The sequence below is a fragment of the Deltaproteobacteria bacterium genome (assembly GCA_021737785.1).
Classification (GTDB): domain Bacteria; phylum Desulfobacterota; class DSM-4660; order Desulfatiglandales; family Desulfatiglandaceae; genus AUK324.
Genome location: JAIPDI010000016.1, coordinates 1 through 15,450 on the forward strand (window position 1 = coordinate 1; position 15,450 = coordinate 15,450).

Annotated in this window: 9 protein-coding genes; 5 read left to right on the plus strand and 4 right to left on the minus strand. The window is 48.0% G+C overall.

What is annotated here, in order from left to right:
* Window positions 1–359 precede the first annotated feature (359 nt).
* From K9N21_09605 to K9N21_09625, 5 genes are all read left to right on the plus strand, one after another.
* The gene (locus K9N21_09605) at window positions 360–2,234 is read left to right on the plus strand and encodes a methyltransferase domain-containing protein (GenBank protein ID MCF8144162.1); all 1,875 of its coding nucleotides are present in this window, start codon (window positions 360–362) and stop codon (window positions 2,232–2,234) included.
* Window position 2,235: 1 nt separating this feature from the next.
* Window positions 2,236–5,334 (plus strand): glycosyltransferase, encoded by a 3,099-nt coding sequence (locus K9N21_09610; GenBank protein MCF8144163.1) that lies wholly within the window; start codon window positions 2,236–2,238, stop codon window positions 5,332–5,334.
* A 287-nt stretch (window positions 5,335–5,621) separates the two neighbouring features.
* Window positions 5,622–6,635, plus strand: a complete 1,014-nt coding sequence (locus K9N21_09615) for a tetratricopeptide repeat protein (GenBank protein MCF8144164.1) — start codon at window positions 5,622–5,624, stop codon at window positions 6,633–6,635.
* Between the two features lie 67 nt (window positions 6,636–6,702).
* Complete coding sequence (locus K9N21_09620) at window positions 6,703–11,157, plus strand: glycosyltransferase (GenBank protein ID MCF8144165.1); 4,455 nt, start codon at window positions 6,703–6,705, stop codon at window positions 11,155–11,157.
* Window positions 11,158–11,437: 280 nt separating this feature from the next.
* Complete coding sequence (locus tag K9N21_09625) at window positions 11,438–11,653, plus strand: hypothetical protein (GenBank protein ID MCF8144166.1); 216 nt, start codon at window positions 11,438–11,440, stop codon at window positions 11,651–11,653.
* A gap of 130 nt (window positions 11,654–11,783) precedes the next feature.
* Here the strand turns inward: K9N21_09625 and flaF are convergent, their stop codons facing one another.
* The 4 genes from flaF to K9N21_09645 form a co-directional block, all read right to left on the minus strand.
* The gene (flaF, locus tag K9N21_09630) at window positions 11,784–12,173 is read right to left on the minus strand and encodes a flagellar biosynthesis regulator FlaF (protein MCF8144167.1); all 390 of its coding nucleotides are present in this window, start codon (window positions 12,171–12,173) and stop codon (window positions 11,784–11,786) included.
* Window positions 12,145–12,552 (minus strand): flagellar biosynthesis repressor FlbT, encoded by a 408-nt coding sequence (locus tag K9N21_09635; GenBank protein ID MCF8144168.1) that lies wholly within the window; start codon window positions 12,550–12,552, stop codon window positions 12,145–12,147. The genes flaF and K9N21_09635 overlap by 29 nt, the downstream gene beginning before the upstream one ends.
* Before the next feature lie 119 nt (window positions 12,553–12,671).
* The gene (locus K9N21_09640; protein ID MCF8144169.1) at window positions 12,672–13,502 is read right to left on the minus strand and encodes a flagellin; all 831 of its coding nucleotides are present in this window, start codon (window positions 13,500–13,502) and stop codon (window positions 12,672–12,674) included.
* 815 nt (window positions 13,503–14,317) lie between these two features.
* Window positions 14,318–15,142, minus strand: a complete 825-nt coding sequence (locus K9N21_09645; protein MCF8144170.1) for a flagellin — start codon at window positions 15,140–15,142, stop codon at window positions 14,318–14,320.
* Window positions 15,143–15,450 lie beyond the last annotated feature (308 nt).

Here is a 15,450-nt window from a genome sequence, read left to right on the forward strand (position 1 = left end):
ACTGCTATTTCTTATAGCCTACATTTTTTGCCCGCTCTTTTTATCCCCTATCCCGGGTTCACTGGGTAAACATTAATGATGTCAAACAGTTGCCAAGTGTTTTTCTGTGACTGCACATGCGTGAGTGCGCATTTCTTGGGGTCTATAACAACTCGCTGTAGTGAAAGTTTCTTCAGTAGCGGAATTTCGCATTGAGACAATCACCCATGACAGATTCCGCATTGGTGGTACGACTGTTACGACTGTCTCCAGATCTGATATAGAGAACATCGTCTCTGTTTTCAGAGAATTTGTGCAGATAGAATCATCCAAGCTCATTGTAGATCGCGAGTGCGAAAGTTAAATGAGGAGCGTCTAAAGTGTATACACCAGTTTTAATTTCCGTGTATGACAGGGTTGATTGTTTGGAAGCGTGTACTAACTCTCTAAAGGCAAATGAAGAAGCGAGTAAGACGGACCTGTATATTGCGGTCGATCATGCTTCAAAAAATGAGGACGCAAAAAGAATTCAAAATGTAATTAGGTTTTGCAAGAATATCAAAGGTTTTAACACTGTTCAAATCATTGAGAGAGAGAAAAATCTTGGCCCCAACAGAAATATGCGGGAGGCGAGGCACAGATTGCTTAAAGAGCATGTAAGCTTAATAACTCTTGAGGATGATAACGTCGTTTCACCAAATTTCCTCCACTATATGAACGGTGCACTTAGTTTTTATGGAAAATATGAAAATGTAGTCTGTGTCTGTGGATACAATTTTCCAATTGAAATACCCTCTGAATATAAGGGGGATGTTTATGTTTGGACCGGAGTTAACGCATATGGGGTTGGGTGGTGGAGGGAAAAACTAAGTGAAACCTACTGGAATTATAACAATTTCATGGCCTTTTTGCATAATGCGGAAATGGTTTCTGCATTTATGAATATTGCTGAACATATATTGCCAATTGCAATTTCTGGCTTAAGTAAGGGAGTAATTTATGCTGATGCAGTGCTAAGCTATAACTTATTCATGAACAAGAAATATCAATTATATCCAACTGTTTCAAAAGTAAGGAACATAGGATATGACGGAAAAGGTATGAATTGTAATGTAGACGGCAGGTATACCAGTCAAATTATCGATACTGGTGAAAAGAAAATAAGTTTCGATCCCTATATTCAGCCTGATCCTGGTGTTTACAAGAAGCTTTATGAATTTTTTAGGATAGACGAAAAATTAAAAGCTGAGGTCTATAGTTTCATTGAATCTTACAAAAATAGTAAAGCAAATGTAAAACAAAGCTATTGTAAAAACCAGAGGCTTAATTTAGGAGAAACTAATGAAAAAGATATTGATAATAACCACAACGAAAGCATTAATAAGATATATTCACCTGTTACGCATAGCAAGGGTGTATCTTTTGTTCGAAACTTGGAGGCTAATGGCATCATTGCTGAATACCAGAAATACTCTATTGATGTTTCGAAGTATTTCGCTAATCTAGATAAGATTTCTATATATGAATGCAAAAAGAGCGGTTACAGGTTCTTCTATCCATTGTGCCTGGAGGGGGATGGAGAATTTTATTCACAGCTTCAGAGGTTTCCTTGGTATTACATGGACGACAAGTGGGAATTTGAGAAAGGGCTAGAGTTAATTTCACCTCGAGATTGCATTTTGGAGATCGGTTGTGGTGCGGGCGCATTTTTGAAAAAAGGTAAGAAACTGGGATTTGATATGTATGGCTTGGAAATAAATAAGTTCCAATGCGAACGGCTTTGGGCAGACGGCTATAGGGTACTCAATAAAGAACTGATAGACATTGGAGATGAGTTTAGTGAATATTTTGATGTAGTTTGTGCCTTTCAAGTGATGGAACACATTTCTGATGTTAAACGTTTTATTGAAACATCTTTAAAGATGTTGAGAAAAGGGGGTAAGCTAATACTCAGTGTGCCAAATCACGATTCATTCATGGGCTTAGATGACAGGAATGCCCTGGATTTGCCCCCGCATCACATGGGAATGTGGGGTGAAAAAGCGCTTATTGCGCTCGAAGGGATCTTTAAAATGAGGATAAATTCAATACATATTGAGCCGCTGCAATCTTATCATATGGATTATTACGAAAGTTTAATGAATAGAAGATATTCCGACGTTTTTAACATTGCGCCGAATATAATTCAATATGCTAAGAAGTATAGTGAACGGATCAAAGGATTTTCGATTCTGGCTGAATTTATGAGGGGATAAGATGCTTAGGCACTTAGAGAAAATCAAAAAGCTACTGGCCGAAGATAACATTGGGGAAGCTGTCAAATTAATGAAGCTTGTTGAGCCACATGATAAAATTTTAAACCTGAATTATTATAGATCGATTTTGGCCGTAAAGCGAAACGATTTTCGATCGGCCAATTTGGCACTTGATTCGGAATTAAAGTGGTTTCCCGAGAATGATCAGGCAAGAGTTCTAAAGACGCTAATTTCAGAGCCTTTATGCAGGCCTAGTACAACTGCAAGAGAGAGGCTGAATGGATCAGAAGATAAGAAGAAATACAGGGCTGGGATTGAACAGCACTCCCCGGAGATGACCTCTGCTGCTTTAAATCATGGGGATAGCATAATTGTGGACAAAAAGAAAAGTCAATTGAAATATCTTAACCTGGGCTGTGGTAGTCGATTTCACGCTGCTTGGACCAATGTTGACTTCAAGGCTTTAAGTAGAAATGTCATGCAATATGACTTATTGCAAGGAATACCATTTCCCGATGGGGTTTTTGATGCTGTCTACCACTCTCACCTCCTTGAGCATTTGCCAAAGGACCATGCCGATGAATTTCTCAAGGAGTGCTTTCGCGTCATAAAGCCTGGCGGTATCCTCCGTGTGGTGGTGCCTGATTTGGAAGCCATCGCAGCGCTGTATGTGAGTTTACTTAATGAAGCAGCGAGAGGTGATAAAGTAGCTCAGGAGCGGTACGATTGGATCATGTTGGAAATGTTGGATCAAATGGTGAGGAATGTTTCTGGCGGTGAGATGCAAAGATACTTAGAACAGACCCGGATTCCTGCTGAAGATTTTGTCAGGGAGAGGTGCGGGAAAGGGGCCGTAGGGAGAAGGCGGATCTCAAAAGCATTGAGCGGACGCCGGAACCGAGGCCAAGCTATGCAAAATAAGGCAAAAAAGCCGACAGGAGCATTAGAAATAGGAAGTTTCCGGTTAAGCGGGGAAGCTCATCAATGGATGTATGATCGCTATTCACTGGCAAAATTATTGAGAGAGGCAGGTTTCGAAGAGATAACGCTTGTCAGTGCGGATGAATCGCGAATACCGAAGTTCAATTCATATTTGTTGGATATTGATGAGGATAACTTGGTCCGTAAGCCTGATTCTCTGTTCATGGAGGCGATCAAGCCGTTCAATGGAGCAAAAAGGGTGAATGTGAATTTACAAGGGCCAGAGGTAACTCATTACGTCAGAAAGCTGCCTTTGCGGAGCGTAAATGTCGCCCATCTCTGTATGCAGGATTTTGGGGGGGCAGGAAATGCTGCTTACAGGTTGCATAGGGGCCTTCAGAAGATCGGTGTCAACTCGACAATGGTCGTGCTGAACAAGAGAAGTGGTGATTCAAGCGTAAGGGTGGTGCCTGACGGATATACGGGAGAGAGCGTTCGATGCATGGGTGCACCGGGTTATATGTCTCCGGTTTGGAATCGACAGAATGCGAGGTGGCAGAGTCAATTATCGCAGTATCAGGAAAGGCCAAGGGGATTGGAGATTTTTACAGACGCGATGTCGGATGTCAGGCTGGATTGCATTCAGGAGATTCAGGAAGCCGACATTATCAACTTGCACTGGGTTGCCGGGATGGTAAATTGGCCCAATGCCAAGACAGCTTTTGGAGATAAGCCAATTGTCTGGACACTTCACGATATGAATGCTTTTACGGGTGGGTGCCACTATGCCGAAGACTGTGATAAATATCGGGAAGGGTGTGGAGCCTGTCCTCAGTTGGGGTCGAATAATGAGGATGATCTTTCTTATCAGGAGTGGATGAAAAAGCGGCGGGCTTTTGAGTCATTGAATATTGTTTCAGTGGTAACGCCAAGCCGTTGGCTTGGGAAGTGCGTGGGTCAAAGCAGACTATTGGGGAAGGTGCCTGTTTCTGTTATTCCAAATGGATGTCCACTGGACACTTTTGAGCCGTATCCGAGAATTGAGGGTCGTAGGAAATTGGGTCTGCCTGAATCAAAGAAGATCGTTCTTTTTGGGGCCGATTCTGTTCTGAATAGGAGAAAGGGCTTTGCATACCTGATTGAGTCTTTGAACCAGCTCTCCCTTAAAGATGGAAGTGATGTTATCCTTCTCACATTCGGGAATTTGCCGAAAGGCGTCAACATTCCGTCAAAATATTCCGTTGTGAATCTCGGTATGATTTCCGATGAGAAACAACTGGCCATGGCCTACAGCGTGGCGGATGTCTTCGTCCTTCCCTCTCTTGAGGACAACCTCCCGAATACCGTAATTGAGGCAATGGCATGCGGGGTGCCCGTGGTCGGTTTTGACATCGGCGGCATGTCGGATATGGTAAAGCACAAAAGCACCGGATATCTGGCGAAAGCCAGGGATATCAAGGGGCTAAGCGATGGGATGGATTGGACGTTGTCATCCGCGGACCGGGGGAGAGATTTCCGGAAAGCGTGCAGGGAAAAGGTGGAACGGGAGTATGGTCTTGAAATACAGGCAAATGCCTACAGGGAGCTGTATGCCGAAATGAAAACAGGACCCTCGATGCACACGTCTGAAATCGGAGATAGGAAAACCAAAGGCGAAGATCGGCGGGGGGAGTTGCAGGGACACGGGGGCAGGATATTGCAGGAGAAACTGTATCAGAGCGCTCATGACGCAGTGGCGCAGGGGAACCCAATCCAGGGGATAAAGATATTGGAGGAACTGGTGAAGGCCTATCCCGAAGTTGCACCGGCCTATCACGACCTGGGGGCCTTGCATTTTGATCAAGGGAACAGGGATAAGGCCTTGGCGTGTTATAAGAAGGCCGCGGAACTCGGACCCAATAGCCCCATATTCCAAAAAGATCTGGCGGATTTTTACTACGCAGTACTGGGCCGGGTAGAGGATGCATTGGAGCACTACGCATGGGCTTTGAGCGCAAATCCGAAGGACGTTCATACTCTCCTCATGCTGGGGCATATCAGCGTATCTAAAAAGAGATTAGATTCGGCTGAAGAGTTCTATACCAAAGTTTTGGAAATCGATCCATGGAATACGGATACACGTAATAAATTGGAAGCGATCAAGGAGGCACGTAACTCAAATGGCAGGATTCAGGAGTGAGATAGGATGTTTTTGGGTTTGACGTGCATGAGGATGAATGAGGGCGTCGACTGATTAGTTGTCCAAAGATTCCGCAGATTAGACATATTCTTAGGGTACAGTGAATTCCAATATCCGAATCAAAACAGGGATTTTGAGTCCGTCTTGGTTCAATTGATAAACAAAAACAGAAAACACCCAAAACAGGGAGAGACACGATGGGATATCAAATTGGGGCTGAAAAAATAGATCATCCGCCGGGGGCCGGGAAATCGCCTGATGCGTTATACGAAGAGGTTCAGCGGCTGATGGAGACGAACGAAAAACGGGAGGCGATCGGGGGGTTGAGGATGTTGTTGGCTGTATATCCGGATTATGCGCTGGCACATAATGATTTGGGCGTCCTTTATTATAATGAGGGAGAGAAAGACAGAGCGCTTGAGCACTATGAAGAGGCTGCGCGGCTTGAGCCTGAAAACGCGACATATCAGAAAAATCTGGCTGATTTTTGTTGTGTTGAAATAGGCGATCTGGAAGGAGCGCTCAAGATATATCTGAAGGTCTTGGAGGCCAACCCGACGGACTTAGAAACACTGCTTACCATAGGGGATGTCTGCGTTTCGTTAGGGAAAAATGAGGATGCCAAGATTTTCTACAATCGGGTTTTAGAATTTGAGCCCTGGAACATGGATGCTCAGGGGAAGCTCGAAGCGATAGAGAATGGACAGAATTCGGAAGTCAGAGGACAGGGGACGGAAGATGCACGACAGAGGACAGAGTTCGGAGGACAGAGTCCGGAGGTCAGGGATCGGGCATCAGAGATCGGAGATCCGTGGGGCAGGAAGCCGGGTGCCCAATCGGCTGAAGAGGCATATTCGCATGTTCAGGATTTGGTGAATGAAGGGCAGCAGGCGGAGGCGATTCAGGAATTAGAAAAAATAGTGGAGAAATCTCCGGATCATGCTCTTGCGCATAATGATCTGGGAGTTCTCTATTATGGACAAGGAGAGAAGCAGAAGGCGCTTACGCATTATGAAAAGGCCGCAGGGCTGGAACCTGAGAATGCTACTTTTCAGAAGAACCTGGCCGATTTCTGCTGCGTTGAAATGGGTGAACTTCAAATGGGACTTAAGATATATCTGAAAGTGCTGGAGGACAATCCCACTGATATAGAGGTACTCAACACCCTTGGAGATATATGTGTATCATTGGAGAAAAGCGGAGATGCTAGGGTTTTCTATGACCGCGTCCTTGAACTTGAGCCATGGAATATGGAAGCACTTAAGAAGCTGGAAACGGTATCGTCCAAAAAACGTTTTTGAGTGCAGGTCCTGACCATTGAGATTCTTCACTCTATGATCCACTATAAAATGATTGAAAGGTGATTTTTTGGGGCATAATCAAAGATATATTATCTCGGCGATTGTTTCTACATACAATGCCGAGCGGCTTATTCGGGGATGTCTGGAAGATTTGGAGGCCCAGACAATAGCCCATAGGCTTGAAATTATTGTAGTTGATGCTGCCTCCGAAGAGAATGAGCAGGTAATTGTCAAGGAGTTTCAGGGTAGATATGGTAACATTCGTTACTACAGGTCGCGTACGCGGGAGACCGTGTACCAGGCCTGGAATCGTGCGATAAGGCTTGCGTGTGGCAAATATATCACCACTGCCAATACGGACGACAGACACAGAAAAGACGGACTGGAGAGGTTGGTAAAGGCATTGGAAGCGCACCCCGAAATTCCGCTGGCCTACGGGGATTGTCTTGTAACAGAAACCGAGAATGAACGGTTTGAGGACTGTACGCCCGTAGGGAGGCTTCGAATGCCCGATTTTACACGAAACAACCTGCTGACCTCCTGTATCGTGGGTCCCCAACCGGTCTGGCGTCGCTCCTTGCACGATGAGATAGGCTTTTTTGATGAGAAATATCGCTGCGGGGCGGATTATGACTTCTGGCTTCGCATTTCCGAGAAATACAATCTTATTCATATCAGGGACTACCTGGGGCTCTACCTGGCCAATAAAGATGGGGTTTCCATGAAGGGTGATCGGCCGAGGAAGGAAATGGCTGCGATTCAGGAAGCCTACCTAAAGAGATTTAGCACGATGCCTCACTTGCAATCTGGAGAGGCGGATCTATTTCGGATCGTGCATAGGCTTCATATGGAAAAAGTGGAAGTCAATATTCTCATCAGTCCACAGGTTTCCGAATGCCTCTTGCAGGATCTTTCAACGCTGCCGGGGCTGAACATCTTCCGTATTAGCGAAAATTGTCGCTCTCGCCCATGGGACCTCGTGATGATTAGCTTGCTGGATGCAAACAACGGCTTAATACATGAACTCATGTCCGGTTTCCGTCTTAGATATATTGGCATCGCCGGTCTGGCGGAAGTCGCCCGGCTGGGAGAGGCATGCGCAGGCATTGCGAAAGACCTATTGCAGTCAGGATGCACGAAAGTGTTTTCTGGCGGCGCTGTTTTTGAGTGGAAGGAGTCCATCGCATTCGGAACGAAACTGTATCAGGAGGGAAGCGTACAGGAAGCGATGGCCTTTCTGGGGAAGTCCCTTGCTTCGAACCCCGCGGACATAAATTTGCTCAACACCTTGACTCGGATCGCCCTTGAAGAAGGGTTTGTGGGTGAAGCCGAGGGGTTTGCGCTTAAGGCCGCCCGGCTGGACCGAAGATGCATTGCAGCTCTGATGAATAGGGTCAGGATCTGTTTGGCAAAAAAGGAATATCAGAAGGCGAACGAACTTTCAAGATATATTCTGGAGGTAGACAGGACTAAGCAGCCTGCTGTAGAGGAGCTAATGGGGTCGCATCTGATTTCATATGCCTCATCGCGTACCCCCGGGCGATTGACGCAGCAGGGCCGATCCATGAGGATCCTTGTGATCAACAACCTTTATCCGCCCCAGGAACTGGGAGGGTACGGGAAAAACATCGCGGATTTCGCTTACCTATTGGAACAGAGAGGCCATGAGACCCATGTGTTGACATCCGATACCCATTATTTTGGCGAACCTGCCGAAGACGAACCCCATGTGAAGCGAGAACTCCAGCTGTGTGGTGCATGGGATGATGGGGGTCAGCGTCTGTTCGAAAAGGAAAAGATCAATTTATTTATCAGAAGCAATCAAGAGACCGTACGACGAACCCTTAGTGAATTCCATCCGGACATCTGCCTGGCGGGGAACATTGATCTTTTAGGGGTTCCGGTGTTTGAACCATTGTTCGAATATCAGATTCCAATACTCCATTACTTGGGAAACGAATTCCCGGCATACAACCCCCCGGATTATCCCGGTGTCCCTCACTATCATGTGGCAACAGCCAGTCACTGGCTGAAGCAGGATGCGATCCGACGGGGCTATCCCCTCCAGGATGCGTATGTAATCTATCCGGGGGCATTTGTGCAATCGTTTGAAATGCCCGTCCCGCCTGATATCGACAGGTTGCGCATCGCCTATGCGGGCCTGGTCATGGACTCCAAGGGTCCACAGGTGCTGGTTAACGCCCTCAACATCCTTGCTAAAAAAGGGATTGATTTTGTGTGTTTTATTGCTGGGGGGACCATCAACAAACGATTCCTGGCCGGCCTGACGGGCGTTGTGCAGGACCTGGGCTTGGCGGACAAAATTCGCTTTACAGGCCAGCTCGACCGCGAAGGTCTCAAGAACCTATTTGCTAAAAGCAATGTCCTTGTTTTCCCTTCATTGGCCAATGAGACATTTGGCATCAGTCAGGTGGAGGCGATGGCTGCGGGGCTTCTGGTGATAACCAGTGGACCGGGGGGCGCCCGAGAGGTCATAGAAAATGGCAAGAACGGTCTTTATTTCGAATCAGGGAACCCCGTCCATCTGGCTGATCAGCTTTTCGCCCTGACAACAGATCGTTTGAGATGGGAGGATATCGCCCTTGCAGGCCGGCGGCGTGCCATGGATCTGTTTGATATTGAACGATCCGTGGACAAGCTTGAGACTGTACTTTTCCAAATCGTGAATGAATCATACGAGAAGGTTGAGCAAAGCTCAGGACAAACAGATAAGTCTTGCGTCTTGGATGAAGAATTGGGCGAGACATCGGATCAGACTCAGGAAATGAGATCGGTTCGAATGCAACTTGCACGGTTATGTCTGGATATCCCTCTGAAACATTTTCAGGATTCATATCAAAACAACTTGGGGCAGTGGCACCGCAGCCTTTGCTGTTCTGAACTGAAGACATATTGCTTGACGCAGGAAGAAGAGGAGTTTGTTTCTCAAGAGGTCCAATGCCTGTCCAGGAATCTTTCGGAGGATGTGGTGTTACAACATGTCCTGGCGACCATTCTGTATCTTCGGCCGTTCCAGATGCCTGTAACACTTGATCTTGATAATGTGCCATCATGGTTTCAAATGGACTATTTCAGGTTCCTGATCGAGCCTCCTTTGGGCGTTCTGAAGCCGGGGGATGCGGATGGATATTATCGGCATCTCAAGAAACTAGTTCAGATCCTTGCCGAACGTATTCAGGCAAATCCTGATTCCAACCTATGGGCCAAGGCGGCAGCACATTTTGTCAAGTCCTCTCTTATGACTCCACTGTATTTTACACAACACCCATTAAGGGATATATACATTTCGCGCGGCAGGATCCTGCAATATGTATTATCGTTGACTGGATTTGATCTGGATTATCATTTCCCGCCTCGGCCCCCTGGAGGCAGTAGAATCAGGCTCGGTGTTCATCTGGAAAACCTTAGATCTGTTACGGAGATGCGCGCAACACTCCCCATTTTTGAATACTTGGACCGCGAGAGTTTTGAGGTCCTTCTGTATGTCTCCAAACAGAGTAACAATGAGCAAGAAAAGTACTGTCGTGATATGGTGGACCGTTTCGTCGTGATGCCCCAAGATGTGCGTGAGTGGGCAAAGACAATCCGATCCGATGATCTGGATATCTTGGTCTTGGGCAACAATTCGACTGCAGGGGTAAACAACCCAACCATTCTAGGCGCTCATCGATTAGCACGTGTCCAGTGCGTGCACTTTTGTTCTCCAGTCACTACTGGTTTAGAACACATTGACTATTTCTTACTGGGGTCTCTCGTTGATCCGGAGGGAAGGGCGGAGTTGAAATACAGTGAAAAACTTCTCAGGGTGCCGGGGAGCGGAATCTGTTTCAGCATGGGGTCGCAATCCAAGGTACCTCCACGCCGGTCCAAGCGTAGGGACTTCGGGATGCCTGAAAACCGCCCCCTTTTTGTATCAGGGGCCAACTTCTATAAGATTACCCCTGAGCTGCGGGCATTATGGGCTTTGATTATTGCCGGTGTCCCTGAATCGGTCCTGGCCCTGTACCCCTTTGGCCCGGCATGGAGCAGCAGGTACCCTGCGCGCCAGTTTACAGAAGAAATAACGGCTGTTTTCACTCGGTACGGCATTGCCAAGAAGCGTCTCATCATCTTGAAGCCGTTTGAAAGCAGGGATTATATCAAATCTTTTTTGAGCATCGCGGACGTGTATCTGGACGCAACGCCTTACAGCGGCGCGACATCTCTGTTGGATCCCCTTGAAGTGGGCGTTCCTCCCGTTGTAACCGAAGGGCCTGAATTGCGGTTCTGTCAGGGGGCTGCCATGCTGAAGGAATTAGGCGTTCCCGATCTAATCGCAGAGAGTGAGGAATCTTATATCAGACTGGCGGTGAGGTTAGGAACCGACCAGGATTTCCGAAAGTGCAAATCCATGGAGATTCGTGACAGAATGGCACAGGGGCCTCCTTTCCTCGATCCCAGGTCCTATGGGGAGAAAGTCGGAAAGGTATTTAAGGAACTTGTTGCAAGGGATCTGATGTAGCCGCGAAAAGGCACAAGATATTCAAAAACTGAGTTTGCACTATGGATGTAAACACCCCGCTGAGGCGTCGTTTCAGCGGGGTGTTCTGTTTGTGAGGGATAAGAAAGGATTTCGGGGGGTTGACGGACACTATCGGCTATGGCCTGGAAGACAGGGCCATCAAAGGGCTCGCGCCCCTTCTCGAAAGGGATCTGGGGGTGAAGATCCATAGGCTAAGCCGACGCTTTATCGAATACCCCGAAGCGGAGATGATGAGATCAATATATATGGCGAGGGTTCCTTGGATGGAGATCCGGTCTTTATTGTCCGTGAAAGCAAGGCTCAACCGGGTAAGCGGGATGTGGATCACTTCGAAAAGTTTCTATCCAGGGTTTCCAGGTATCTGGAAGCGCAGGTTATGCCAGTTATGGTGACGTATTCTGTTCGGCCCAAAGTGGAGCGATATGCCAAAGAGACCATCAAGGACTTAAGACTCTATATGTCATTTGAGATCTAGAACCCGTTCGCGAGGTCAAAGTTCAGGGATTGAAGGGTTTTAAAACAAGAAGTTAAGGTATTTTTGGATTGTATCAGTATCAATGCCCTGCTGAGACATTGTCTTAGCAGGGCATTTTTTGTGCAGGTGTTTAGTTGCCGTTTATATCGGGACTTGTGCGAAGTCCTGCGGCGATATTCCGGTTGATCTGGATGATGGAGGTCAGCTTTTCAGGAGAAGGATAGGCCATGGTCTCGAAAATACGTTTGTCGATAAAGGCGCTCAGCCTGAGTAGATCCCGCCTCAGATCCTTTGGCAGCGGATTGTCTTCTCTGCCAAGCTCTCCCTGAAACACGCTCCATACGCGCTGGTTGAATTTGAGGGCTTCGTCAAGCCGTGTTTGCCGGCCATCTTCTTCCCAGGTATCCTGACATTGACTGAGCTTGAGTGCGCCTTTGGTGAGAACCTCAGCCTCTATTTCACGACCGGACAGGGTTGTCTTGCTGGCAGTCTCATACCGTTGCAACGGATTTGCATACATCCTGAAGTACCTCCTCTTCATAATTAATTAACTGGTTGGCCAATTTGAGTGCCTGATAATATTTTCTCGATAGAATATGCTCATTTATTTGATCCACGAATCCCACCAGGGTTGGTGCCGCCTTCACAATGTCTTTCACCAGCTTCCAGTAGGCATCGTAGTAGGTGCTCAGATTCTGTTCATCGATATACATCAACTGGATGACGAAATAGACTTGCCGGCAGGGTGAGTGGGCATCGGTTTCAGTTAAAATGTCCTTTTCGCGCAGGATGGGAACATCGTTTTCAATGAGGAGATTGGCTGTCAACCCGGCATTCCTCACGACCGCGCCATCGATGATCATCTGTTCCTTGGGTTTCAATGTGATTTTTAAGGGCATTTTGTATGCTCCGGTACGGGTTGCTGGATAATGGTTGCTCGTTACGGGTTGGTCATGGTCTTTTATGTGATCGGGAGGGGGCAGCATCTCCCCCTCCCGTGGTTAGGGGTTGATGGTGTTTAGAACAATCTGAGCACGGACTGGGCGGCCTGAGACGCCAGGCTCAGCGAGGTGGTGCCTAATGACTGACGCGTCTGGAGCATCAGCATGTTGGCGCCTTCTTCATTCATATCGGCGTTTGTCAGTGCCCCTGCACCGTCTTCCAGGGTGTTGATCATCTTATCCGTAAAATCCTGCCTTGCAGTGATGATACTCATGTTGTTTGACAGCTTCTGACTTTCGGTCCTCAGCGTATTCTTGGCAGTGTCCAAGTTCGAGATGACCGTTGATACGTTACCGACCGTATTGTCGCTCCAATTTTCAGCCGAGGTGATGCTAAGGCCGCCGGTTCCCACCTCGGCATCAAATCCCGTAAGTGTCAGCTTGTTGGTCCCATCGGCATCAAAGGTCACCACCAGGGTGTCTCCGGTTCCATTCAGGAGGTTGACCCCCTTGTATGTGGAATCGTTGGCCAGGTTGTTGATCTGGGTCAGCATGCTGTTGAACTGGGTCTGAAGCGTGGCCCTGTCAGTGGTGTTGGATTCTGACTGGGCTGACTGGGCCAGGGACTTGGCAGCCTCGATCAGGTTGGTAATGGCCTCGATGCCGTTGTTGGCCGCGTTAACTGTTCCAACCGCCTCTGTCATCTCGTCCTTACGGCCTGCAAGGTCGCCGGCCCTTTGGGTGTGCTCCGCTGCCTTGAAAAAGGCCACCGGATCATCCAGGGCACTTTGGACCCTCAGACCGGTGGACAGCCTGGACTGAGCCGTTTCCATGCCTTTAGTCGTCTGCTGCAACTGAAACAGATTTGCCCTCATTCCCGTGGTCAAAGAAATCTCTGCCATTTTTATTCCTCCCTTTCTAGGATATTATCCCGGCATTCTTGCCGGGTGGTTGATGATGAATCGCTTTTGAAATCTGCTTTCTGCGTTTGATTTATGTATCGTCAGATTGGCGGAAAACTTTAGGGAAATTGATGGGGAATTTAAGAATTGGGGGAATCTTTGTTTACAACTTCTACGCAATTTGCGGAGAAGTTTTGTTGAACCGTCAAGGCGCCCCGGTTGAACATTCCTGAGGGGACCCCGGTTCAACGGGGCGAAGGACCCCAGTACCATCTACCGGAGCTACCCCGGTTAAACAAGAGAAGAAGAGGGGTTTAACGGGGCGGCCGGGGCGGGCGCGAAGAAGTCTTGATGGGTTCGTTCTGATCCTGGAAGAAAGACCCCAGTGAAATGCGCTTCGCTGTCATTTACATGAATTTCACGAGGCAGATCCAGGATCAGAACAGACCAAGCCCTGACGGGCGGTAGTTCGTTATTCGGTAATAGCCTTTGGACAAAAAAAGCTTTGTGCCTTAGTGTCTTTGTTTGAGAATTTTGGTTGCGGCCGTTAGTCTGCGTTAGGAAGTTTGGAATTGAGGGATGAGCGATGTGGGGAAAGGGCATGGAGCAAGGGGCAGGGGGCAGGGAGCAAAGGGTATCCAGCATCGCAGTGGGAAGGTCCTGTCTTCAACGGGAGTGATCTTTACTCGTTGATGGGGGCTGGGTTCATTGACTTCGTGGGGTTGGGGGGCAACAGAATGCTTATGGGATGATTGATGTTTTATGGGATCGGGAGGGGGAAGTATATACCCCCTCCCGGGTTAGAGGATTGGTGATGTGGTTTAGAACAGCCTCAGGACGGACTGGGCGGCCTGAGAGGCCAGGCTCAATGAGGTGGTGCCTAATGACTGCCGAGTCTGAAGCATCAGCATGTTGGCGCCTTCCTCATTCATGTCGGCGTTTGTCAGGGCTGCCGCACCGTCTTCCAGGGTGTTGATCATCTTATCCGTAAAATCCTGCCTTGCGGTGATGATACTCATGTTGTTGGACAGTTTCTGACTTTCGGTCCTCAGCGTATTCTTGGCAGTGTCCAAGTTCGAGATGACCGTTGATACGTTACCGATCGTGCTGTCGCTCCAATTTGCAGCCGAGGTGATGCTGAGCCCGCCGGTTCCTACCTCGGAATCGAACCCCTGAAGTGTCAGCTTGTTGGTCCCATCGGCATCAAAGGTCACCACCAGGGTGTCTCCGGTTCCATTCAGGAGGTTGACCCCCTTGTATCCGGAATCATTGGACAGGTTGTTGATCTGGGTCAGCATGCTGTTGAACTGGGTTTGAAGCGTGGCTCTGTCACTGGTGTTGGACTCTGACTGGGCCGACTGGGCCAGGGACTTGGCAGCATCGATCAGATCGGTGATGGCCTCGATGCCGTTGTTGGCCGCGTTGACCGTTCCAATGGCCTCACTCATCTCGTCCTTACGGCCTGCAAGGTCGCCGGCCCTTTGGGTGTGCTCCGCTGCCTTGAAAAAGGCTACCGGATCATCCAGGGCGCTCTGGACCCTCAGACCAGTGGACAGCCTGGACTGAGCCGTTTCCATGGCCTTAGAGGTTGACTGCAATTGAAATAGATTTGCCCTCATTCCTGCGGTTAATGAAACATCTGCCATGATAGTTCTCCTTTTCTAGGTGTCATCCCGGCATTCTTGCCGGCAGACTGTTTAGTTTCCGGTTAGTTTCCGATGACAGCATCGGAAAAACTGATTCCCTTTCTTTTTCACCTCCTTTTCTGGAACAGATTTGAAACAGTTGTTTGCTCTTGGTTCTATTATCGACCGATGGATTAGAAACTTTAGGGAATTTATAAAAAAATGTCGTAGCGGTCCAAGGGTCCAAAGGTTGGGAAGTTGAGAGTCGCAGGGGTTGGTATGGATTTTGCTAAAAATCATTGCGGAGTCAAAAAGGCAACGCTATCTTG